This is a genomic window from Streptomyces sp. PTY087I2 (assembly GCF_001687325.1).
In the GTDB taxonomy this organism is placed as follows: Bacteria; Actinomycetota; Actinomycetes; order Streptomycetales; family Streptomycetaceae; genus Streptomyces.
In genome coordinates, this window is sequence record NZ_LZRD01000007.1 from 180,258 (window position 1) to 202,604 (window position 22,347).

At 71.0% G+C, this 22,347-nt stretch carries 15 protein-coding genes; 9 read left to right on the plus strand and 6 right to left on the minus strand.

The window, feature by feature from the left end:
• Positions 1-24 precede the first annotated feature (24 nt).
• Positions 25-963 carry a PAC2 family protein gene (locus tag A3Q37_RS09570; RefSeq protein WP_079137718.1) on the minus strand — a complete coding sequence of 313 codons (939 nt, stop codon included), beginning with the start codon at positions 961-963 and terminating at the stop codon, positions 25-27.
• A gap of 274 nt (positions 964-1,237) precedes the next feature.
• Here A3Q37_RS09570 and A3Q37_RS09575 point away from each other — a divergent pair, with 274 nt between their 5' ends.
• The gene (locus A3Q37_RS09575) at positions 1,238-2,197 is read left to right on the plus strand and encodes a right-handed parallel beta-helix repeat-containing protein (RefSeq protein WP_065480807.1); all 960 of its coding nucleotides are present in this window, start codon (positions 1,238-1,240) and stop codon (positions 2,195-2,197) included.
• A gap of 94 nt (positions 2,198-2,291) precedes the next feature.
• Here A3Q37_RS09575 and rpsA read toward each other — a convergent pair whose 3' ends face one another.
• A complete protein-coding gene (gene rpsA, locus A3Q37_RS09580) occupies positions 2,292-3,809 on the minus strand; it encodes a 30S ribosomal protein S1 (protein ID WP_003969826.1) in 1,518 nt (505 codons plus the stop codon).
• Between the two features lie 408 nt (positions 3,810-4,217).
• On the opposite strand from rpsA, the gene A3Q37_RS09585 reads away from it, so the two are divergent.
• Together A3Q37_RS09585 and hrpB are read left to right on the plus strand one after the other, a co-directional pair.
• Positions 4,218-5,066, plus strand: a complete 849-nt coding sequence (locus A3Q37_RS09585; RefSeq protein ID WP_065480811.1) for a class I SAM-dependent methyltransferase — start codon at positions 4,218-4,220, stop codon at positions 5,064-5,066.
• Between the two features lie 63 nt (positions 5,067-5,129).
• Positions 5,130-7,721, plus strand: coding sequence for an ATP-dependent helicase HrpB (gene hrpB, locus A3Q37_RS09590; RefSeq protein WP_065480814.1), 2,592 nt, complete (start codon positions 5,130-5,132; stop codon positions 7,719-7,721).
• Here hrpB and A3Q37_RS09595 read toward each other — a convergent pair.
• The 3 genes from A3Q37_RS09595 to A3Q37_RS09600 form a co-directional block, all read right to left on the minus strand.
• Positions 7,708-8,673: a DUF3068 domain-containing protein gene (locus tag A3Q37_RS09595; RefSeq protein ID WP_065480825.1), complete on the minus strand. Its 966-nt coding sequence runs from the start codon at positions 8,671-8,673 to the stop codon at positions 7,708-7,710. The genes hrpB and A3Q37_RS09595 overlap by 14 nt on opposite strands.
• Positions 8,674-8,699: 26 nt before the next feature.
• Positions 8,700-8,837: an SPW_0924 family protein gene (locus A3Q37_RS36410; protein ID WP_107471513.1), complete on the minus strand. Its 138-nt coding sequence runs from the start codon at positions 8,835-8,837 to the stop codon at positions 8,700-8,702.
• A gap of 157 nt (positions 8,838-8,994) precedes the next feature.
• Positions 8,995-10,755 (minus strand): lytic murein transglycosylase, encoded by a 1,761-nt coding sequence (locus tag A3Q37_RS09600; RefSeq protein ID WP_065480828.1) that lies wholly within the window; start codon positions 10,753-10,755, stop codon positions 8,995-8,997.
• Between the two features lie 212 nt (positions 10,756-10,967).
• Here A3Q37_RS09600 and A3Q37_RS09605 point away from each other — a divergent pair, with 212 nt between their 5' ends.
• Positions 10,968-11,837 (plus strand): DUF4184 family protein, encoded by an 870-nt coding sequence (locus tag A3Q37_RS09605; RefSeq protein WP_065480836.1) that lies wholly within the window; start codon positions 10,968-10,970, stop codon positions 11,835-11,837.
• Positions 11,838-11,924: 87 nt separating this feature from the next.
• Here A3Q37_RS09605 and polA read toward each other — a convergent pair whose 3' ends face one another.
• On the minus strand, positions 11,925-14,636 hold the full coding sequence (polA, locus tag A3Q37_RS09610; protein ID WP_065480839.1) for a DNA polymerase I: 2,712 nt from the start codon (positions 14,634-14,636) through the stop codon (positions 11,925-11,927).
• Positions 14,637-14,769: 133 nt separating this feature from the next.
• Here polA and A3Q37_RS09615 point away from each other — a divergent pair, with 133 nt between their 5' ends.
• From A3Q37_RS09615 to A3Q37_RS09635, 5 genes are all read left to right on the plus strand, one after another.
• Entirely contained in the window at positions 14,770-17,061 is a 2,292-nt protein-coding gene (locus A3Q37_RS09615) for an FdhF/YdeP family oxidoreductase (RefSeq protein WP_065481073.1), read from the plus strand.
• Positions 17,062-17,150: 89 nt separating this feature from the next.
• Positions 17,151-17,621 (plus strand): PaaI family thioesterase, encoded by a 471-nt coding sequence (locus A3Q37_RS09620; protein WP_065480842.1) that lies wholly within the window; start codon positions 17,151-17,153, stop codon positions 17,619-17,621.
• 625 nt (positions 17,622-18,246) lie between these two features.
• Positions 18,247-19,482 carry a branched-chain amino acid ABC transporter substrate-binding protein gene (locus A3Q37_RS09625; RefSeq protein ID WP_065480845.1) on the plus strand — a complete coding sequence of 412 codons (1,236 nt, stop codon included), beginning with the start codon at positions 18,247-18,249 and terminating at the stop codon, positions 19,480-19,482.
• Between the two features lie 101 nt (positions 19,483-19,583).
• Entirely contained in the window at positions 19,584-20,513 is a 930-nt protein-coding gene (locus A3Q37_RS09630; RefSeq protein ID WP_065480848.1) for a branched-chain amino acid ABC transporter permease, read from the plus strand.
• The gene (locus A3Q37_RS09635) at positions 20,510-22,345 is read left to right on the plus strand and encodes a branched-chain amino acid ABC transporter permease (RefSeq protein ID WP_065480851.1); all 1,836 of its coding nucleotides are present in this window, start codon (positions 20,510-20,512) and stop codon (positions 22,343-22,345) included. Before A3Q37_RS09630 ends, A3Q37_RS09635 begins: the two co-directional genes overlap by 4 nt.
• Positions 22,346-22,347 lie beyond the last annotated feature (2 nt).

Below are 22,347 nucleotides of genomic sequence, written 5' to 3' on the forward strand. Positions count from 1 at the left end.
AGCCTACGGGCCGGTCCCGGGCGGTCAGCCCTCGCCCTCCCGCTCGGCGAGGAACCGCTCGAACTCGCGGCCGATCTCGTCGGCGGACGGCAGGTCGACCGGCTCGGCGACGAGGTTCCCGCGCGTCTCGGAGCCGGCGACGGCGTCGTACTGGTGCTCAAGGCCCTCGACGAGGGAGACGAGCTCCTCGTCGCCCTGGCCGATCTGCCGGTCGATCTCGGTCTGGGTGCGGTGCGCCTCGGTGCGCAGGGAGTGCGCGAGGGCGGGCAGCACCAGACCGGTCGCGGCGGTGATCGCCTCCAGCGCGGTGAGCGCGGCGTCCGGGTACGGGGAGCGGGCCACGTAGTGCGGTACATGGGTGGCGACCCCGAGGACGTCGTGGCCGGCCTCCATCAGCCGGTACTCCACGAGGGCCTCGGCGGATCCGGGCACCTGGGCCTCGTCGAAGGGGCTGCGGTGGCCGGGCATGAGGTCGGTGCGGTTGCCGTGCGGGGTGATGCCGACGGGGCGGGTGTGCGGGACGCCCATGGGGATGCCGTGGAAGTTCACCGCGAGCCGGACGCCGAGGCGCTCGACGATCTGCTCGACGGCGGCGGCGAACCGCTCCCACTCCACGTCCGGCTCCGGGCCCGACAGCAGCAGGAAGGGCGCTCCGGTGGCGTCCTGGACCACCCGGACCTCCAGGGCGGGTGCCGCGAAGGAGGCCCAGCGGTCGCGCCGGAAGGTGAGCAGGGGGCGCCGTGCGCGGTAGTCGACGAGCCGGTCGTGGTCGAAGCGCGCGACGACCTGGTGGGGCAGCGTCTCCAGCAGGCCCTCGACGATCTGCTCGCCGGTCTCACCCGCGTCGATGTAGCCGTCGAAGTGGTAGAGCATGACCAGGCCGGCCGACTCCTGCGCCAACGCCATGTCGACGACGGCCAGGCCCTTCGGCTCCCATTCGTACAAACTCTGCGGATCAGGCACGGTTACCGCTCCTCCTCGTATTCCTAGACAAGAACACGACCGGTGGCACGAGCATTCCCCGCGTCCTGATCTTTCCCCCGCGAGGGCGGGTCACGGCACGTCAGTTGCCGGTGGGGACACGACGCTTCCCCGCGTTCGGCGCCGCCCGCCGATCCTGGTCCAGACCTTGACGCGCCTCGCCGCCGTCCCTACCGTCACTGGGCAACACGTTCAGACACGCGTCTCATATTCATGTACGAGAACATCTGGACTCCTTCGACGGGAAGGCACCCCCATGCGCACCCGCTCCCCCCTCACCGTCCTGCTTGCCGCCGCCCTCGCCGCCGGTGGCCTCACCCTGGCCGGCGCCGGGCCCGCGAACGCCACGGTCATCGACGTGAGCACCGCGGCCCAGCTCAAGTCGGCGCTCACGACCGTCTCCCCCGGCGACACGATCCGGCTCGCCGACGGCACGTACACCGGCAACTTCAAGGCCACCCGGCCCGGCACCTCCGGCGCGCGGATCACCCTCACCGGCTCCAGCGGGGCCGTGCTCACGGCGGGCGGCGGCTACGGGCTGCATCTGAACGGCGCCTCGTACTGGACGGTCCACGGGGTCACGGTCAGGGGCGGGCAGAAGGGGATCATGGCCGACGCGGCGAACGGTGTCGTGATCGACTCGGTGACCGTGCACGACCTCGACATGGAGGGCGTCCACTTCCGTACGTCCAGCAGGGACGGCGTCCTGAAGAACTCCCGGATCTACGACACCGGGCAGAACGGGCGCGGCATGGGCGAGGGCGTGTACGTCGGTTCCGCCGGCGATCTGTCCGACCGGAGCGACAACGCGCAGATCCTGAACAACACCATCGGACCGGACGTCGGCGGCGAGTCCATCGACATCAAGGAGGGTACGACCGGCGCGCGGATCATCGGCAACACCTTCGACGGCCACGGCCTGACCGGGGCCAACTACGACGACTCCTGGGTCGACGTGAAGGGCAACAACGTCCTGGTCGAGGGCAACGAAGGGTCACGTACCACCAACAACGGCTACGAGACGCACACCCAGCAGAGCGGCTGGGGCTGCGGGACCGTCTTCCGGAACAACTCCTCGAACCTGACCGGGGCGACCGGCGACAAGCAGCTCGCCATCAACGTGACCAACCACAGCTCCAGTTGCCCCACCACGGTCTACGCGAGCAACACCGTCACCGGTGGCAAGGGGCTGACCAACATCGCCGTGACGCCATGACGGGCTGAACACGCGAGTGAGGCCCGCCCCCCGAAGGGGACGGGCCTCACTCTCCACGCTCTACCGCAGCCGATGAGCCCGCCGGGTCAGAGCGTCAGCTCTGGCCGCCCGCGAGCTTCTCGCGCAGCGCGGCAAGGGCCTCGTCCGACGCCAGGGCGCCGGAGTTGTCCGCCGACTCCGAGGAGTACGAACCGCCGCCGCCACCGCTGCCGCCGGAGGCGGCCGGAGCGGCGCCGGCCGGGGCGGCAGCACCCTCGGCAGCGGCGGCCTCGTCGGCCTCGCGGGACTTGATGACCTGGGCCTGGTGCTGCTCGAAGCGCTGCTGCGCCTCGGCGTACTGGGTCTCCCAGACCTCGCGCTGCGCCTCGAAGCCCTCGAGCCAGTCGTTGGTCTCGGGGTCGAAGCCCTCGGGGTAGATGTAGTTGCCCTGGTCGTCGTACGACGCGGCCATGCCGTACAGCGTCGGGTCGAACTCGACCGAGGCCGGGTCGCCACCGAAGGACTCGTTGGCCTGCTTCAGCGAGAGGCTGATGCGACGGCGCTCGAGGTCGATGTCGATGACCTTGACGAAGATCTCGTCGTTGACCTGGACGACCTGCTCCGGGATCTCCACGTGGCGCTCGGCCAGCTCGGAGATGTGGACCAGACCCTCGATGCCCTCGTCGACGCGGACGAACGCACCGAACGGAACGAGCTTGGTGACCTTACCCGGGACGACCTGACCGATCTGGTGCGTACGGGCGAACTGCTGCCACGGGTCTTCCTGCGTCGCCTTGAGCGACAGGGAGACGCGCTCGCGGTCCATGTCGACGTCGAGGACCTCGACGGTGACTTCCTGGCCGACCTCGACAACCTCGGAGGGGTGGTCGATGTGCTTCCAGGACAGCTCGGAGACGTGCACGAGACCGTCGACGCCACCCAGGTCCACGAAGGCACCGAAGTTGACGATCGAGGAGACGACGCCGGAGCGGACCTGACCCTTCTGGAGGGTGGTGAGGAACGTCTGGCGAACCTCGGACTGGGTCTGCTCGAGCCAGGCACGGCGGGACAGGACCACGTTGTTGCGGTTCTTGTCCAGCTCGATGATCTTCGCCTCGAGCTCCTTGCCCACGTAGGGCTGGAGGTCGCGGACACGACGCATCTCGACGAGCGACGCCGGGAGGAAGCCACGGAGGCCGATGTCGAGGATGAGACCACCCTTGACGACCTCGATGACGGTACCGGTGACGATGCCGTCCTCTTCCTTGATCTTCTCGATGGTGCCCCAGGCACGCTCGTACTGAGCGCGCTTCTTCGAGAGGATCAGGCGGCCTTCCTTGTCCTCCTTCTGGAGAACCAGGGCCTCGATCTCGTCGCCGACCTTGACGACCTCGTTCGGGTCGACGTCGTGCTTGATCGAGAGCTCGCGGCTCGGGATGACACCTTCGGTCTTGTAACCGATGTCGAGGAGAACCTCGTCCCGGTCAACCTTGACGATGACACCGTCAACGATGTCGCCGTCGTTGAAGTACTTGATCGTCTCGTCGATCGCCGCGAGGAACGCGTCCGCGTCGCCGATGTCGTTGACCGCAACCTGCGGAGTGGTGGCGGTGGTCTCGGTGCTGCTCGTCATGTGGGAAAGGGCTCCGGTACGGACAGAGAGTCGTAGGTACTGCTACGCCGAAAGCCCGTATCGCCTCTGCAGAAGCCGGACAGCCTGGAAAGCGCGCAATCCGTTTCCGGAGAGACGCCTCGACAACCGAGGGGACATGCAACAGACGCGAGCGCGGCCTGCTAGGTCTGAGGCGCGCAGGCTCGCAGCGCAACTTGTAGCATACGGGGGCAGCCGGACAGGGTCAATGCGCGAAGGCGCACGCCCAGGGCGCATCGCCCCAAACCCGGCACAACTCATGTTCTCCGAGGCCACATCGGCCCGAGAACACTACGGCACGGCGCCGCGGGCACGCCTCCGCACGCCCGGGGTACGCCCCTGGTACGGACCGCACGCGGCGGGTGAAGGCAAACTACAACGACGGGCACGATGAGCCAAGAGATCCACGGGACCTACTCCTCGGAACCCGGCGAACCCGCGGAGTCCGCGGAGCCGGAAGCCACGCGCCGGGCGGCGGACGAGGCCGAGAGCAGCCGGGCCAGCCGGGGCTGGTGGGACCGCAACGCCGACGAGTATCAGAGCGACCACGGCGGCTTCCTGGGCGACGACCGGTTCGTCTGGGGCCCGGAGGGGCTCGACGAGGCGGAGGCGGGTCTGCTGGGGCCCGCGGCCTCCCTCAAGGGGCTGGACGTCCTGGAGATCGGGGCCGGGGCCGCCCAGTGCTCGCGCTGGCTGGCCGCGCAGGGTGCCCGCCCGGTGCCGCTGGACCTCTCCCACCGCCAGCTCCAGCACGCCCTGCGCATCGGCGAGGGGCTCCCCCTGGTGGAGGCGGACGCGGGCCGGCTGCCGTTCCGGGACGGCTCCTTCGACCTGGCCTGCTCCGCGTACGGGGCGGTGCCGTTCGTCGCCGATCCCGTACGGGTGTTCCGCGAGGTCCACCGGGTGCTGCGCCCCGGCGGGCGCTGGGTGTTCTCGGTGACGCACCCGATCCGCTGGGCGTTCCCGGACGAGCCCGGGCCCGAAGGGCTCTCCGTCGCGGCCTCCTACTTCGACCGCGTCCCGTACGTCGAGCAGGACGAGGCCGGTAACGCCGTCTATGTGGAACACCACCGCACGCTCGGCGACCGGGTCCGGGATGTGGTGGCGGGCGGGTTCCGGCTGGTCGACCTGGTCGAACCGGAATGGCCCGCCTGGAACGACCAGGAGTGGGGCGGCTGGTCCCCGCTGCGGGGCAACCTGATCCCGGGAACGGCGATCTTCGTGTGCGAGCGGGACTGAGACCTTCGTGTGCGAGCGGGGCTGACCGTACGGACCGCATCCGCCCCGTACGACACTGGGGGCGTGATCCGCACCGAAGCCCTGGACCGTCTGCCCGTCCGCACCGCCGTGCCCGCCCTGCGGCGCGCGCTCGACGACCGGGGCGTGGTCGTCCTGTGCGCCCCGCCCGGCACCGGCAAGACGACGCTCGTTCCGCTGGTGCTGGCCGGGATGACCGGCAACGGGCCGGTGCGCCGGGTGCTGGTCGCCGAGCCGCGCCGGATCGCCGCGCGGGCGGCGGCCCGGCGGATGGCCTGGCTGCTGGGCGAGCGGCCGGGCGAACGGGTCGGCTTCACGGTGCGCGGCGAGCGTGTGGTGGGGCGGGAGACGGTGGTGGAGGTCGTGACCACCGGGGTGCTGCTCCAGCGGCTCCAGCGGGACCAGGAGCTGGCCAAGGTCGACGTGGTGATCATCGACGAGTGCCATGAGCGGCACCTGGACGCGGACACGGTGGCCGCCTTCCTCCTGGACGTACGGGAGGCGATCCGGCCCGATCTGCGGCTGGTGGCGGCGTCCGCGACGACGGACGCGGAGGGGTGGGCGCGGCTGCTGGGCGACGCGCCGGTGGTCGAGGCCGAGGGGGTCTCCTACCCGGTGGAGGTCCTCTGGGCGCCGCCCGCGCGGCCGGTGAAGCCTCCGCACGGGATGCGGGTCGATCCGGCGCTGCTCACGCATGTGGCGGCGACCGTGCGGCGGGCGCTGGCGGAGCGGGAGGGGGACGTGCTCTGCTTCCTGCCCGGCGTCGGGGAGATCGGCCGGGTGGCCGGGCAGCTGGCGGAGGTGGACGCGGAGGTGCTCCAGGTGCACGGGCGGGCTCCGGCGGCCGTGCAGGACGCGGTGCTGGCCGGGTCGTCCGGCGTACGGCGGGTGGTGCTGGCGACGTCGGTGGCGGAGTCGTCGCTGACAGTGCCGGGCGTCCGGGTCGTCGTGGACTCGGGGCTGGCGCGGGAGCCGCGTACCGACCACGCCCGGGGGCTGAGCGCCCTGACGACCGTACGAGCCTCGCAGGCGGCCGGGCGGCAGCGCGCCGGGCGGGCGGGGCGGGAGGCTCCGGGGGCGGTGTACCGGTGCTGGGACCAGGCCGAGGACGGGCGGCTCGCGCGCTTCCCCTCCCCCGAGATCAAGGTGGCCGACCTCGCGGCGTTCGCGCTCCAGGCGGCGTGCTGGGGCGATCCGGACGCCTCCTCGCTCGCCCTGCTGGACCCGCCGCCCGCCGGGGCGATGGGCGCGGCCCGGGAGGTGCTGGGCGCGATCGGGGCGGTGGACGCGGACGGCCGGGTCACCGACCGGGGCGTACGGATGTCCCGGCTCGGGCTGCACCCCCGGCTGGCGCGGGCGCTGCTGGACGGGGCGGCGGAGGTCGGGGCGCGGCGGGCGGCGGAGGTGGTGGCGCTGCTGAGCGAGGAGCCGCCGAGGGAGTACGGGGACGATCTCGCGGTGGCGCTGCGGACCGCCCGCCGGGGGCAGGACGGGTACGCGGCGCGCTGGAAGCAGGAGGTGCGGCGGCTGTCGGGGCAGGTGGACGGCCCCGACTCGGGGACCGCGCCGGGCTCCGGGACCGCGCCGGGCATCGGCACCGGCTCGGGTTCCGGCTCCGGTGAAGGCCGCTCCGGCCCCGGTCACTCCCGCGAAGCCCGTTCCGATGACGCCGTCGTCGGGCTCGTCGCCGCCCTCGCGTTTCCCGAGCGGGTGGCGCGGGCCCGGGGCGACGGGGCCTTCCTGATGGCGTCGGGGACGGGTGCGGAGCTGCGGGAGGGGTCGAGCCTGCGCCGTTCGCCCTGGCTGGCCGTGGCCGTCGCGGACCGGCCCTCCCACGCGGCCTCGGCGCGCGTACGGCTGGCGGCGGTGCTCGACGAGGACACCGCGCTGGCGGCCGCCGGACATCTGCGGGTGCGGGGCGAGGAGGTCCGCTGGGTGGACGGCGAGGTGGTCGCCCGGTCCGTGGACCGGCTGGGGGCGGTGGAGCTGGCGGTACGGCCGCTGAAGCAGCCCGATCCGGAGCTGGTGCGCGGGGCCCTGGTGGAGGGGCTGCGGCGCGAGGGGCTCGGGCTGCTGCGCTGGACCCGGGACACCGAACAGCTGCGGGCGCGCCTGACGTTCCTGCACCGGGTGCTGGGGGCGCCGTGGCCGGATGTGTCGGACGGGGCGCTGCTGGCGGACCCGGACGCGTGGCTGGAGCCCGAGCTGTCGCGGGCCCGGCGGCGCTCCGATCTGGGCCGGATCGACGCGGGCCAGGCACTGCGGCGGCTGCTGCCCTGGGCGACCGGAGAGGCGGCCCGGCTGGACGAGCTGGCGCCGGAGCGGATCGAGGTGCCGAGCGGGTCCCGGATCCGGGTGGAGTACGGCGGGGAACAGCCCGTACTGGCGGTGAAACTCCAGGAGTTGTTCGGGCTGAGCGAGACGCCCGAGGTGGCCGGGGTGCCGGTCCTCGTGCATCTGCTCTCCCCCGCCGGTCGCCCGGCGGCCGTCACCGCCGACCTGGCGTCGTTCTGGCGGGAGGGCTACAAGGCGGTGCGAGCGGAGCTGCGCGGCCGCTACCCGAAGCACCCGTGGCCGGAGGACCCCGCGACCGTACCGGCGACGCGGTACACCTCGGCGCGGCTCAAGCGCTCGTAACGCTCGCCGGCCGCCGCGACCGCGCCTCCAGCCACAGCGCGAGTGCGAGCAGTCCGATGCCGAGGCCCAGGAAGCCCCAGGGCAGGTACGAGGTGAGGAGGAGGACCAGGACGCGCTGGGACTTCACCAGGTCGACGGTGTCGGCGATGTAGTCCTCGCGCATCTTCACATGGCCGGAGAACGCGGTGACGGTGTCCTCGGACATGCCCATCTTCTTGGCGTCGCGCAGCTCTTCGCGGTGGATCTCCTCGCCGTTGACAGGGGCTCCGGTGACGGGGTCGACCCAGAACATGCGCTTGGTGGTGTACCAGCGGGTCATCCCGGTCTGCGCGATCTGCTCGGCGGTGATGCCCTCGATGGGCATCTTCTTCGGCATCGGGACCTTCGTCCACGGGATGGTCTGCTCGAAGTAGTAGACCTCCAGGCCCCGGAAGGTGCGGGTGCCCTTGTAGTGGATGGGGGCGGTGGTACGGGTCTGGGCGTCGAAGTACTCGTAGTCCCGCTTCTCGGTGAGGAAGGGCCACTTGAACTCGATGCCCTCGCGGCGGACCGGGTCGCCGTCGACCATCTCGCCGGTGGCGTTGACGGGGGCCTGGGTGTGGGCGTCGAAGATGTAGCGCTCGGGGATGGCGGAGACCATCTCGCCGTCGGGGCCCTCGATGTAGGAGAGCGCGTCCCAGACGACGACGTCGCGGCCGGCGCTGCGCTCGATCTTCTCGGACTCCTCCACGTTGCCCTTGAGCGTCTGGACGATGGTGACCTTGTCGACCTTCTTCGCCTTGAGGGTGGTGTAGTCGAGGAGAACGGCGGGCTTCGCCTCCAGGACGACTTCCTGGTACTGGCTCGGCGGGACCTTGGCCAGGCGCGGGAAGGCGTACCAGCGCAGCAGCGGTGACAGGGCGGCGAAGAACACGGCGAAGGCCAGGAGTACGAGACCGGCTCGGCGGCGCATGGTGGTGACCTCTCCCTCTGCGGCGGCTATCTCTTCGGTCCCGGGACGGTGGTCAGCAGGGGTTTCGGCGAGGTCTCCCCGGGCGGGGAGCCGACGGCGGAGACGGTGAACACGAGCGCGAGGGCGGCGGCCAGTCCGATGGCGGCGGCGACGAGGGCACGCATGCTCGGCCTCCCGGGGCGGTGGTCCGGCGACGGATACCTGATGGCCCGTCAGGGGTGGGGCACCGTAGCAACCGGGGCGCGAGATGAGAACACAGCGCACAGCCCCTCGGCCGGGTGGCCGAGGGGCTGTGCGACGCGCTGCGGGGAGAGCCGGGGGTCAGGGCTTGGTGGCCGCGGGGGTCTCCGTGGGCTCCGGGGCGGTCGTCTCGCCCGGTTCCTCCGGGGTCGTCTCCTCCGGGGCCTTGACGGTGAGTTCGACGACGATCGAGGCGCCGCCCTCGGTGGTGAGGCGCAGCAGGAACGTGCCCTCGTTGTCGTCGGCGAAGATCTCCGGGAGCCGCAGCTGACCGTCGGCGTCCGTGGTCAGGCCGGTCAGGGTGCGGACCGGCTCGCCGTCCGCGTCCTTGAAGTACGGGCCCTTGTCGTTGTCGATGACACCCAGGCGGTCCTTGACCATGGTGGCGGTGACGGCCACTCCGGCCGCGGCGGCGTCCTTGTAGGTGGCCTTGACGGTGACGGCGTCCGCGAACTTCTCGCCGGGGGCGGCGACGAGGTCCTTCTCGTCGGTCCGGGCGATCGCGTCGGCCTGGCGGGCGGTGACGGTCGCCGCGTACGTCAGGGTGCGCGGCCGGCCGGTGCCCGCGACGGCGGTCACGGTGAACTCCCCGGCCTTCTCGCCGGCCTGGAGCCGCGGTGCGGTGGCGGTGCCGTCGGCCCCGGTCCGTACCGTCACGGTCTTCTTGCCCCCGTCGAAGAGCGTGCCCGTGTCGCCGGTGACGGTGAAGGTGACGGGCACCTTGGCGAGCGGGGCGCCGACCGCGTTGCGCGCCAGGACGGTGACCCGCTCGTCGAACGCCTGGCCCGCGGTGGCGCGCAGCGGGCCGGTGCCCGCGTTCTCCAGGGAGCCGAAGGTCTCGGCCGGCGGCGTCGGCTTGGGCGTGGGCGGCTTCGGCTTCGGGCTGGTGGAGCCGCCGCCACCGGGCTTCGAGGGGTCCGGACTCGGCTTGCCGCCGGGCTTGGACGGGGAGGGCTTCGGGGTGGCGCTCGGGCCGGAACCGGTGCCCGGACTCGGGTTCGGCGTGGGGGTGCTCGGGGAAGTGGGAAGCGTGCCGGTGCCGTCGGGGATCTCGTGCGTACCGCGCTGGTAGTAGGAGAACCAGGAGCGGACCGTGCGCAGGTACTCCGTCGACCGGTTGTAGCTCAGCACGGCCTGGTCGAGGTCGGCGGCCAGCGCCAGATCGCGGTCGTTGGCGCAGAGGTAGCGGCCGGCGGCGAGCGCCGCGTCGTAGATGTTGTTGGGGTCCTTGCGGCCGTCGCCGTTGGCGTCCTGGCCCCAGGTGGCCCAGGTCGAGGGGATGAACTGCATCGGGCCGACCGCGCGATCGTGGACCGAGTCGCCGTCGTACGCCCCGCCGTCGGTGTCCTTGATCAGCGCGAAGCCCTGGCCGTTGAGGGCCGGGCCGAGGATCGGGGAGGTGGTGGTGCCGTTGGCGTCGACGCGTCCGCCGCGGGCCTGGCCGGACTCGACCTTGCCGATGGCCGCGAGGAGTTGCCAGGGCAGCCGGCAGGAGGGGTCGGTGGTCGCGACGGTCCGCTCGGCCTGCTTGTACGCGGCCAGGATGGACGCCGGAATGCCCGCTTCGGCACGGCCGGCCGCCGGAAGATTGCTGGACGAACCGGGCTTGTCGGGCGTGACCAGGGGCGGAAGGTCCGTGTAGTAGGGCGAGTTGCCGGTGGCGGCGCCGTCGGTCTCGCTCGCGGTGTCCTCGCCCGCCGCCTTCGGGTCGCCGCTGCCCGCGGATCCGTCAGCCAGGGTCGCCGCGGGCGCCTGCGAGGCCGCGAGCGCTGCCACGGCGGCCGCGGCCACGGCGGTGGTCGTGGCTCCCTTGCGCAGACGTCGGCGAATGTGCGCTGCCATACGTTCCGGTCCCTCCCCCTCGAAGGCTGCTCGCGCTCCCCAGCGCTACGACTCCAGCGACCCTACGGCACCTTGTGTCGCCCAGGCACCGAGGACTGACCGCTTCTTACTGTTTTTTCACGTTCGCGGGCGCACGTTGTGGCGAACGTTATGGGGCACGTTGTCCGGCGGGCCACGGAAGGGTGCCCCTGCGGTCCCGCATACTTGCCGCCATGCCGTTCACGCTCAGCCATGCCGCCGCCGTGCTCCCGGCGATCCGCCGCGACGGGACGGCCCGATGGCCGCTGTTCCCGTCGGCGCTCGTCGCCGGTTCGTTCGCGCCCGACATCACCTACTTCGCGGACACGGTGGTCCCCGGGGCGATGGAGTTCGGGTCGTTCACTCACACCCTCCCCGGGATCCTGACAGTGAACGTCGCGATCGCCGCGGTGCTGGTCGCGGTGTGGGCGCTGCTGCGGGAGCCGCTGGTGGCGTTGTTGCCGGTACGGGTACGGGGCCGGGTCCACGCGTTCGTCCGGGGGCGGCGGTGGACGCGGGCCTCGTTCGGTCCGTCCGCCTGGCTGTGGTTCGCCGTCTCGGGTGCGCTGGGTGCGGCCACGCATGTGGTGTGGGACGCGTTCACCCATCACAGCCGGTGGGGCACGGAGCTGCTGCCGTTCCTGAACCGGAGCGTCGGTGGCTTCCCGGTGTTCCAGCTCGTGCAGTACGGGAGTTCGGCGCTGGCCCTCGTGGTCATCGGCTGGTTCGCCGCGACCGGGCTGCGGCGGCCCCCGGCCGCCCCCGCGCCCGCGGAGGTGCCGGTGCTGGGCCGCCGGGAGCGGTGGGGTGCGCTCGGTCTGCTGGCCCTGTGCGTGCTGGCGGGTGTCGTCCACCGGTGCGCCCGCTGGTATGCGTACTTCGGCCGGGTGGAGAGCCCGCTCGACATCATCCCGACGGCCTGCTTCGGCGCGGGCGCGGGGCTGGCGGCCGGGCTGCTGCTGTACGGGGCGTGGATGCTGCCGCGCCGGAGGACACGGGGACCCGGCCGACCCGTCTCCGTACCGGAGGAACCCCGGACGCAGGCACCGGCGGGCCGGGGGTAGCGGCGGACAGCACGGACAGAAGGGCGGGCCCGGAACCATTGGTTCCGGGCCCGCCCTTCTGTCCGTGGCTCAGCGCGCGGCGGTCGCTCAGTGCGCGGCCGACTCCCAGTCCTTGCCGACGCCGACCGAGACGTCCAGCGGGGCGCGCAGCTCGACGGCGTTCGCCATCTCGTGGCGCAGGATCTCCTCCACCTGCTTCCGCTCGCCCTTCGCGATCTCCAGGACGATTTCGTCGTGGACCTGGAGCAGCATCCGCGAGGTCAGCTCCGCCTCGGTCAGCGCCTTGTCCACGCGCAGCATGGCGACCTTCACGATGTCCGCCGCGGTGCCCTGGATCGGGGCGTTGAGCGCCATGCGCTCGGCGGCCTCGCGGCGCTGGCGGTTGTCGCTGTTGAGGTCGGGGAGATAGCGGCGGCGGCCGAGGATCGTCTCCGTGTAGCCGGTGGCCCTGGCCTCCTCGACGACCCGGTGGAGATAGTCCCGTACCCCGCCGAACCGCTCGAAGTAGGTGTCCATCAGCACCCGGGCCTCGCCCGGGTCGATGCCCAGCTGCTGGGAGAGGCCGAACGCGGAGAGACCGTAGGCGAGGCCGTAGGACATGGCCTTGATCTTGCGGCGCATCTCCGCGTCGACTGCGTCCTTCCCGACGCCGAAGACCTGCGAGGCGACCGTGGTGTGCAGGTCCTCGCCGGAGGTGAACGCCTCGATGAGACCGGCGTCCTCGGAGAGGTGCGCCATGACCCGCAGCTCGATCTGGCTGTAGTCCGCCGTCATCAGCGTCTCGAAGCCCTCACCGACCACAAAGCCCCGGCGGATCGCCCGGCCCTCGTCGGTACGGACGGGGATGTTCTGAAGGTTCGGGTCGGTGGAGGAGAGCCGGCCGGTCGCCGCGACCGTCTGGTTGAACGTGGTGTGGATGCGGCCGTCGGCGGCGATCGTCTTGATCAGGCCCTCGACGGTGACCCGCAGCTTGGCCTGCTCGCGGTGGCGCAGCATCAGGACCGGCAGCTCGTGCTCGGTCTGCGCGGCCAGCCAGGCCAGCGCGTCCGCGTCCGTCGTGTATCCCGTCTTGGTCTTCTTCGTCTTCGGCAGACCCAGCTCGTTGAAGAGGATCTCCTGGAGCTGCTTGGGCGATCCGAGGTTGAACTCGCGGCCGACCGCCGCGTGCGCCTCCTTCACCGCCTGCTGCACGGTCCCGGCGAACTGCTGCTCCATGCCTTCGAGATGGGCGCGGTCCGCGGCGATGCCGTGCCGCTCCAGGCGGGCCAGGAGGATGGAGGTCGGCAGCTCCATGTCGTGCAGCAGCTCCGCCGCGCCGACCTCCTGGAGCCGGGTGGTGAACGCGTCGCCCAGGTCGAGCACGGCGCGGGCCTGGGCCATCAGGGCGTCCTGCTCGGCCCGGTCGTCCGCGCCGAAGGCCAGCTGCCCGTCGGACGCGGCGGCCGGGGCCAGCTCGCGGCCCAGATACTCCACGGCCAGCGCGTCCAGGGCGAAGGACCGGCGGCCCGGCTTCACCAGATACGCGGCGAGCGCGGTGTCCATCGTGACGCCTTCGAGCTGCCAGCCGTGCTCGGGCAGGACCCGCATGGCGTTCTTCGCGTTGTGCAGGACCTTGGGCCGGGCCGGGTCGGACACCCAGGCGGCGAACGCCCGCTCGTCGGCCTCCTCCAGCTGCGTCGGGTCCAGCCAGGCGGCGGCCCCGTCGGCGGCGGCGAGCGCGATCTCGGTGACCGTGCCGGCCCCGAGCGACCAGGTGTCGACGGTCATGACGCCGAGGGGCTGCGCGCCGTGCTCCTCCAGCCAGGGGGCGACCTCGCCGGAGCCGAGCACGGCCCCGTCCAGCTCGATCCCGGCGGCGGGCGCGGGCGGCTCGGCCTCGGCCGCCCCCGGGTCGACGGCGAGGAGGCGCTCGCGCAGGCTCGGGTTGCGGATCTCCAGTATGTCGAGGACGCCGGTGACCGCCGTGCGGTCGTACGGGGCGCGCTCCAGGTCGGCCGGGGTCTTCGGGAGCTCCACGTCCCGGACCATCTCGGTCAGCACGCGGTTCATCTTCACCGCGTCCAGGTGGTCGCGGAAATTCTGCCCGGCCTTGCCCTTGACCTCCTCGGCCCGCTCGACGAGCTCGGCGAACGAACCGAACTGGTTGATCCACTTCGCGGCCGTCTTCTCGCCGACGCCGGGGATGCCCGGGAGGTTGTCCGACGGGTCGCCGCGCAGGGCGGCGAAGTCCGGATACTGCTGCGGGGTGAGCCCGTACTTCTCGACGACCTTCTCCGGGGTGAACCGGGTCAGCTCGGAGACCCCCTTGGTGGGGTAGAGCACGGTGACATTGTCGGTGATCAGCTGGAAGGAGTCCCGGTCGCCGGTGACGATCAGCACCTCGAACCCGGCCGCCTCGGCCTGGGTCGCCAGCGTCGCGATGACGTCGTCCGCCTCGAACCCGTCCACCGCGAACCGGTCCGCGTGCATCGCGTCCAGCAGCTCGCCGATCAGCTCGACCTGCCCCTTGAACTCGTCGGGGGTCTTGGAGCGGTTCGCCTTGTACTCCGGGAACTCCTGGGCCCGCCAGGTCTTGCGGGACACGTCGAACGCGACCGCGAAGTGCGTAGGGGCCTCGTCACGCAGGGTGTTCGCCAGCATCGACATGAAGCCGTACACGGCGTTCGTCGGCTGCCCCACCGCCGTCGTGAAATTCTCCGCGGGCAGGGCGAAGAACGCCCGGTACGCCAGGGAGTGCCCGTCCATGAGGAGCAGGCGCGGTCGGTTGTCTGCCGTCTTCTTCGATGCCGTCTCAGCCACGCCCCCGATCCTGCCACGGACCACTGACAATCCGGACCGGCACGACTTCCGCGGGGCCGTGACAGGATCGATGGTGAGGACATGAACATCAGTACGCCGCCACGTGGACGAGCGCTCGAAGGGGAGCAGCATCATGGCCACCAAGCCGCCGACCGGTGACCCGGTCCAGGACGCCCCGCGGGTCGAAGCGGCCCCGCACGCCGCCGCCGGGCTGCCCGCCGTCGCCCACTCCCTGCGCATCGCCCAGCAGCAGATGGGCGTGCGCCGCACCGCGCAGACCCTCCTCAAGGTCAACCAGAAGAACGGCTTCGACTGCCCCGGCTGCGCCTGGCCCGAGGGCGACAAGCGGCACACCGCGGAGTTCTGCGAGAACGGCGCCAAGGCGGTGGCCGAGGAGGCGACCCTGCGCCGCGTCACCCCCGACTTCTTCGCCGCGCACCCGGTCGCCGACCTCGCGGAGCGCAGCGGCTACTGGCTGGGCCAGCAGGGCAGGATCACCCAGCCGGTGTACCTCCCCGAGGGCGCTGACCGGTACGAGGCCATCACCTGGGACCGGGCGTTCGCGATCATCGCCGAGGAGCTGACCGCACTCGGCTCCCCCGACGAGGCCCTCTTCTACACCTCGGGCCGCACCAGCAACGAGGCCGCGTTCCTCCTCCAGCTCTTCGCCCGCGAGTTCGGCACCAACAATCTGCCGGACTGCTCCAACATGTGCCACGAGTCGTCCGGCTCGGCGCTCACCGAGACCATCGGCATCGGCAAGGGCAGCGTCTCCCTGGAGGACCTGCACCAGGCCGACCTGATCATCGTCGCCGGTCAGAACCCCGGCACGAACCACCCCCGGATGCTGTCCGCCCTGGAGAAGGCCAAGCAGTCCGGGGCGAGGATCATCTCGGTGAACCCGCTGCCCGAGGCCGGGATGGAGCGGTTCAAGAACCCCCAGACCCCGCACGGCATGATCAAGGGGACCCCGCTCAACGATCTCTTCCTCCAGATCCGGATCGGCGGCGACCAGGCCCTCTTCCGCCTCCTCAACAAGCTGATCCTGGCCACCGAGGGCGCCGTCGACACCGCGTTCGTCGCCGAACACACCCACGGTTACGAAGAGTTCGCCAAGGCCGCCGAAGCCGCCGACTGGGACGAGACGCTCAAGGCCACCGGCCTCACCCGCGCCGAGATCGAGCAGGCGCTCGCCCTGGTCCTCGCATCCCAGCGCACCATCGTCTGCTGGGCCATGGGCCTCACCCAGCACAAGCACTCCGTGCCCACCATCCGCGAAGTGGTCAACTTCCTTCTGCTGCGCGGCAACATCGGCCGCCCCGGCGCCGGGGTCTGCCCGGTGCGCGGCCATTCCAACGTCCAGGGCGACCGCACGATGGGCATCTTCGAACGGCCCGCACCGGCCTTCCTCGACGCCCTCGACAAGGAGTTCGGGATCGTCTCGCCCCGCCATCACGGGTACGACGTGGTGCGCTCCATCCAGGCGCTGCGCGACGGCGAGGCGAAGGTCTTCTTCGCGATGGGCGGCAACTTCGTCGCGGCCACCCCCGACACCGCCGTCACCGAGGCCGCGATGCGCCGCGCCCGCCTCACCGTCCACGTCTCGACCAAGCTCAACCGCAGCCACGCCGTCACCGGGGCCCGCGCCCTGATCCTCCCGACGCTGGGCCGCACCGACAAGGACGTCCAGGCGGGCGGCAAGCAGTTCGTCACTGTCGAGGACTCCATGGGCATGGTCCACGCCTCCCGCGGCAACCTCACCCCCGCGAGCCCCCATCTGCTCTCGGAGCCGGCCATCGTCGCCCGCCTCGCCCGCGCGGTCCTCGGCGCCGGCTCCCGTACGGAATGGGAGGAGTTCGAGCGGGACTACGCCACCATCCGCGACCGCATCTCCCGCGTCGTCCCCGGCTTCGAGGACTTCAACAGCCGCATCGCCCACCCCGGCAGCTTCGCCCTCCCGCACGCCCCCCGTGACGAGCGCCGCTTCCCCACCGCCACGGGCCGCGCCAACTTCACCGCCGCCCCCGTCGAGTACCCCGAACTCCCCGACGGCAGGCTCCTGTTGCAGACCTTGCGCTCCCACGACCAGTACAACACCACCATCTACGGCCTGAACGACCGCTACCGGGGCATCAAGGGCGGCCGCCGTATCGTCATGGTCAACCCGGAGGACGCCGCCGCCCTCGGCCTCGCCGACGGCGCGTACACCGACCTCGTCAGCGAGTGGAAGGACGGCGTGGAACGCCGCGCGGCGGGCTTCCGCATCGTCCACTACCCCACCGCCCGGGGCTGCGCCGCCGCCTACTACCCGGAGACCAACGTCCTGGTCCCCCTCGGCTCCACGGCCGACACCAGCAACACCCCGGCCAGCAAGTCGGTCGTCGTCCGCTTCGAGGAGCCCCGGAGCGCCCCCGGCAGCGACTGAGAGCCGCCACTGCCTAAGCGTGCGCTCAGCCGTCTGATAAGAACAGTGCAGACACCAACGAACCAGCGCAGACGAACGGAGCCGGATCCATGGGCGAGCACACCGCACCCCTCTTCCCGCAGGAAGTCATCGACGAGTACGCGGCACTCGGCATCGACCTGCCCGCCCTGTTCTCCGCCGGTCACCTCGGCGAGCGCATGGGCGTGACCATCGTCGAGGCCGCCGCCGACCGCGTGGTCGGCACCATGCCCGTCGAGGGCAACACCCAGCCCTACGGCCTCCTGCACGGCGGCGCCTCGGCCGTCCTCGCCGAGACCCTCGGCTCCGTCGGCTCCATGCTCCACGGCGGCGTGAACAAGATCGCCGTCGGCGTCGACCTCAACTGCACCCACCACCGGGGCGTCCGCAGCGGCCTCGTCACCGGTGTCGCCACACCCGTACACCGGGGCCGCTCGACCGCCACGTACGAGATCGTCATCACCGACGAACAGGACAAGCGGGTCTGCACCGCACGCCTCACCTGCCTGCTCCGCGACGCCCCCCAGCCCGCAGCGGGCTGACCCCCGTCACAGCGCGCGAACGGCCCGCCGGCCTCGGTCGGCGGGCCGTTCGCATGCCACGACCGCTCCGCATTCCGGACCTCGCATCCCCATATCCGGTGCGGTTACCGGAAGTTGATGGAAACCCTCGGTCAACACCCTTGACGGACACCCCCGTTCCATGACCTGCTTCAACAGCGACATCGGTGCGACAAGGCCGCACACATATCCCACACATGTAACACTGTGTAACGTTTGCGCAATACACGAAAAACCGCGCACCCCCACCCCGGCACCCCCGGCCGCGCTCCCCCCGCCGCCCTCGCGCCCCGACCCGCGCGACAGCACCAAGATCGGCTCAAGCCCCTTAGCAGAGCTGCGCGTTCTCACTATGTGGGCAAGGCGCAGTCCAGGCGAAACCCGCACATCCCCTCACAGGAACCTCAAGCCTTGCTCAAGGGCATAACAAGAGAGTCACATCCCTAGCCGACCCGTCCCGATGGCCCCCGGCTGCGCTTAGAGTCACGGCCAGTCACCGCGCCGCCGGGCGCGTCTGCTGCACGGCCCTGTACCAACCCAGTACGGCCCGGCGATGATCACGGCACCTCATGCCCGAGGAGCGCCGCGCCAGGGAAAGGACCCTCTCGTGCGACACCGTTCTTTGCTCATCCTCACCGCAGTGCTCACCACCGGAGCACTGACGCTCACCGCCTGCGGGTCGCGCGACGACAACAACAGCGGCGACAGCGGCACCGGCGGCACGCAGACCGTCGTCATCGGCGTCGACGCCCCGCTGACCGGCGACCTCTCCGCCCTCGGCCTCGGCATCAAGAACTCCGCCGACCTCGCCGCCAAGCAGGCCAACGCCAAGAAGTACGTCGACGGCATCACCTTCAAGGTGCAGGCCCTCGACGACCAGGCCCAGCCGTCCTCCGGCCAGCAGAACGCGAGCAAGTTCGTCGCCAACAAGGAAGTCCTCGGCGTCGTCGGCCCGCTGAACTCCTCCGTCGGCGAGTCCATGCAGAAGGTCCTCGCCGACGAGAAGCTCGTCCAGGTCTCCCCGGCCAACACCTCGCCCTCCCTCACCCAGGGCCAGAAGTGGAACGGCGGCGAGAAGGTCCGCCCGTTCGCCTCGTACTTCCGCACCGCGACCACCGACGCCGTCCAGGGTCCGTTCGCCGCGCAGTACCTCTTCAACGACGCCAAGAAGAAGAAGGTCTTCGTCATCGACGACAAGAAGACCTACGGCGCGGGCCTCGCCGGCACCTTCAAGGCCGAGTTCACCAAGCTCGGCGGCAAGGTCGTCGGCACCGAGCACATCGACCCCGAGACCAAGGACTTCTCCTCGGTCGCCACCAAGGTCAAGAGCGCCGGCGCCGACGTCGTCTACTACGGCGGCGAGTACCCGGCGGCCGGCCCGCTCAGCAAGCAGATCAAGAAGGCCGGAGCCAAGATCCCGCTCGTCGGCGGCGACGGCATCTACAGCGGCGAGTACCTCAAGCTCTCCGGCGCGGAGGGCGTGGGCGACCTCGCCACCTCCGTCGGTGCGCCGATCGACACCCTGCCGTCCGCCAAGGAGTTCGTCGAGAACTACAAGAAGGCCGGCTACAAGGAGCCCTTCGAGGCGTACGGCGGCTACTCCTACGACGCCGCCTGGGCCGTCATCGAGGCCGTCAAGGCGGTCGTCGAGGCGAACGACGGGAAGCTCCCGAGCGACGCCCGCGAGAAGGTCGCCGAGGCCACCGGCAAGGTCGACTTCGAAGGCGTGACCGGCAAGGTCTCCTTCGACGAGTTCGGTGACACCACCAACAAGCAGCTCACCGTCTACGAGTACAAGGACGGCGACTGGGCCGCGGTCAAGTCCGGCGAGCTCACCAGCTGACCAGCTGAACCCACCAGCCTGAACCACCACCAGCAGCGCGGGGCGCCGCACCAAGCGCCCCGCGCCGCTCTATATCCGGCGAAAGACACGGAGGACCCGCGGTGAACGAACTGCCGCAACAGCTGGTCAACGGCCTGCTACTCGGATCGATGTACGGGCTCGTCGCCATCGGCTACACGATGGTCTATGGCATCGTCCAGCTCATCAACTTCGCCCACGGCGAGATCTTCATGACCGGCGGCTTCGGGGCCCTCACGGTCTGGCTCATACTTCCCAGCGGCACCAACGTGCTGCTCGCACTCCCCCTCATGCTCATCGGCGCCGTCATCGTCGCCACCACCATCGCCGTCGGAGCGGAACGATTCGCCTACCGACCGCTACGCGGCGGACCACGCCTCGCCCCCCTCATCACGGCCATCGGCCTCTCGCTGGCACTCCAGCAGGCCGTGTGGGCCTGGTACCCGGGCGCCAAGTCCGCCCGTACCTTCCCCGAGATCCCCGGCGGCCCCTTCGAGCTCGGCCCCGTCACCATCCAGACCGGTGACGTCTTCCTGCTCATCGCCGCGCCCCTGTCGATGGCGTTCCTCGGCTACTTCGTCATGAAGACCCGCACCGGCCGCGGCATGCAGGCCACCGCGCAGGACCCGGACACCGCCAAGCTCATGGGCATCAACACCGACCGCATCATCGTGGTCGCGTTCGCCCTCGGCGCCGCGTTCGCCGCCATCGGCGCCGTCGCCTACGGCCTCAAGTACGGCGAAGTCCAGTTCCGCATGGGCTTCCTCCTCGGTCTCAAGGCCTTCACCGCGGCCGTCCTCGGCGGCATCGGCAACATCTACGGAGCCATGATCGGCGGCCTCACCCTCGGCGTCGCCGAGACCATGGCCGCCGCCTACATCTCCGAAGTCCCCGGCCTCGAACAGCTCGGCGGCCAGTCCTGGGCCAACGCCTGGGCGTTCGTACTCCTCATTCTCGTGCTCCTCTTCCGGCCCCAGGGCATCCTGGGCGAGCGCGTCGCGGACAGGGCGTGACCACGATGACCACCACACAGAACACCACCACGGCCGCACCCGCGCAGGCCGCCCCGGCCCCCCGGCGCCCCCTCACCCTCCCCACGAACATCGCCCGGGCCACCGCCACCGCCGGCGGCGCACTCACCGTCGTCTCCGCCTTCCTCGCCTGGACCTGGACCGCCGCGTTCCCCGGCAACCTCACCGTCTACGGCTACCCCGGCGGCCTCCAGTGGCTCGTCCTCGTCAGCGGTGCGCTCCTCACCCTCTTCGGCCTCTCCTCCTACGGGATCAAGGGGCTGACCTGGCTCACTCCCCAGGGCGCCGACGCCGCGATGCGGCTCGCCGCCTACGCGGGACTGGCCACCGCCTGGTTCACTATGATCGCCATCAGCGTCCAGCTCGGCGGCTTCGTCAACCTCGAACCCGGCGGCTACGTCGCCCTCGCGGCCACCCTCATCGGCTGGATCGGCACCCGTTCGCTCCCCTACGAGCGTCCCGAGACCACCCCCGCCGACGCCGAGGACACCGCCTTCGGGCAGTTCAAGCACAACCTCGGCAACCGCTGGGAGACGTACAAGGGCGCTTTCGCCACCGGCACCGCCCGCCCCGCGAAGGCCCTCCCCTCCTACGTCGAGATCGTCATCGTCGCCGTCGTCCTCGCCCTCGGCCTGGTCGTCTTCACCTACGGCATCACCACCGAGTACGACGAACTCTTCATCGGCTTCCTGATCACCGCGGGCTTCGGCTTCGCCGCCATCGGCAAGGCCGGACTCATCCAGCGCGTCGCCACCCTCACGGCACGCCACCGCAACGTGACCCTCGTCGGCGCCTTTGCCGCCGCCGCGGCCTTCCCGTTCACCCAGTCCGACGACCAGTACGCCACCATCGGCGTCAACATCCTCATCTTCGCGACCGTCGCCCTCGGTCTGAACATCGTCGTCGGCCTCGCCGGACTCCTCGACCTCGGCTACGTGGCCTTCCTCGGCGTCGGCGCCTACGCCGCCGCCCTGGTCTCCGGCTCGCCGACCTCCCCGTTCGGCATCCACCTGCCCTTCTGGCAGGCCATCCTCGTCGGCGCCGTCGCCTCGATGGTCTTCGGCGTCCTCATCGGCGCCCCCACCCTCCGGCTCCGCGGCGACTACCTCGCCATCGTGACCCTCGGCTTCGGTGAGATCTTCCGTATCGCCGTCCTCAACCTCGACGGCACCTCCGGCCCCGACGTCACCAACGGCTCCAACGGCATCTCCTCGATCCCGAACCTCAACCTGTTCGGCTTCGACTTCGGCGCCACGCACTCCATCGCCGGGTTCACCATCGGCCGCTTCGCGAACTACTTCTTCCTGATGCTGCTCGTCACGCTCATCGTGGTCGTGGTCTTCCGCCGCAGCGCCGAATCCCGTATCGGCCGCGCCTGGGTCGCCATCCGCGAGGACGAGACGGCCGCCGAGGCCATGGGCATCAACGGCTTCCGCACCAAGCTCATCGCCTTCGCCCTCGGCGCCACCCTCGCCGGGCTCGCCGGAGCCGTCCAGGCCCACGTCACGTACACCGTGACGCCCGAGCAGTACCAGTTCGCCCACGCGGTCCCGCCCAACTCGGCCTTCCTCCTCGCGGCGGTCGTCCTCGGCGGCATGGGCACCATCAGCGGACCCCTCGTCGGCGGCGCCCTCCTCTTCCTCATCCCGGCGAAGCTCCAGTTCATGAGCGACTACCAGCTCTTCGCCTTCGGGCTCGCGCTGGTCCTCCTCATGCGCTTCCGCCCGGAGGGCCTCATCGCCAACCGGCGCCAGCAGCTGGAATTCCACGAGAAGGACGAAGCACCCGCCACTCTCACCAAGGCAGGGGCCTGACG

What these genes read in the sequence shown, in the direction of transcription:
- A3Q37_RS09575 (WP_065480807.1), top strand. Translation starts at nt 1,238, where the DNA reads ATGCGCACCCGCTCCCCCCTCACCGTCCTGCTTGCCGCCGCCCTCGCC.
- rpsA (WP_003969826.1), bottom strand. Translation starts at nt 3,809, where the DNA reads ATGACGAGCAGCACCGAGACCACCGCCACCACTCCGCAGGTTGCGGTC.
- A3Q37_RS09585 (WP_065480811.1), top strand. Translation starts at nt 4,218, where the DNA reads ATGAGCCAAGAGATCCACGGGACCTACTCCTCGGAACCCGGCGAACCC.
- A3Q37_RS09595 (WP_065480825.1), bottom strand. Translation starts at nt 8,673, where the DNA reads ATGCGCCGCCGAGCCGGTCTCGTACTCCTGGCCTTCGCCGTGTTCTTC.
- A3Q37_RS36410 (WP_107471513.1), bottom strand. Translation starts at nt 8,837, where the DNA reads ATGCGTGCCCTCGTCGCCGCCGCCATCGGACTGGCCGCCGCCCTCGCG.
- A3Q37_RS09600 (WP_065480828.1), bottom strand. Translation starts at nt 10,755, where the DNA reads ATGGCAGCGCACATTCGCCGACGTCTGCGCAAGGGAGCCACGACCACC.
- A3Q37_RS09605 (WP_065480836.1), top strand. Translation starts at nt 10,968, where the DNA reads ATGCCGTTCACGCTCAGCCATGCCGCCGCCGTGCTCCCGGCGATCCGC.
- A3Q37_RS09615 (WP_065481073.1), top strand. Translation starts at nt 14,770, where the DNA reads ATGGCCACCAAGCCGCCGACCGGTGACCCGGTCCAGGACGCCCCGCGG.
- A3Q37_RS09620 (WP_065480842.1), top strand. Translation starts at nt 17,151, where the DNA reads ATGGGCGAGCACACCGCACCCCTCTTCCCGCAGGAAGTCATCGACGAG.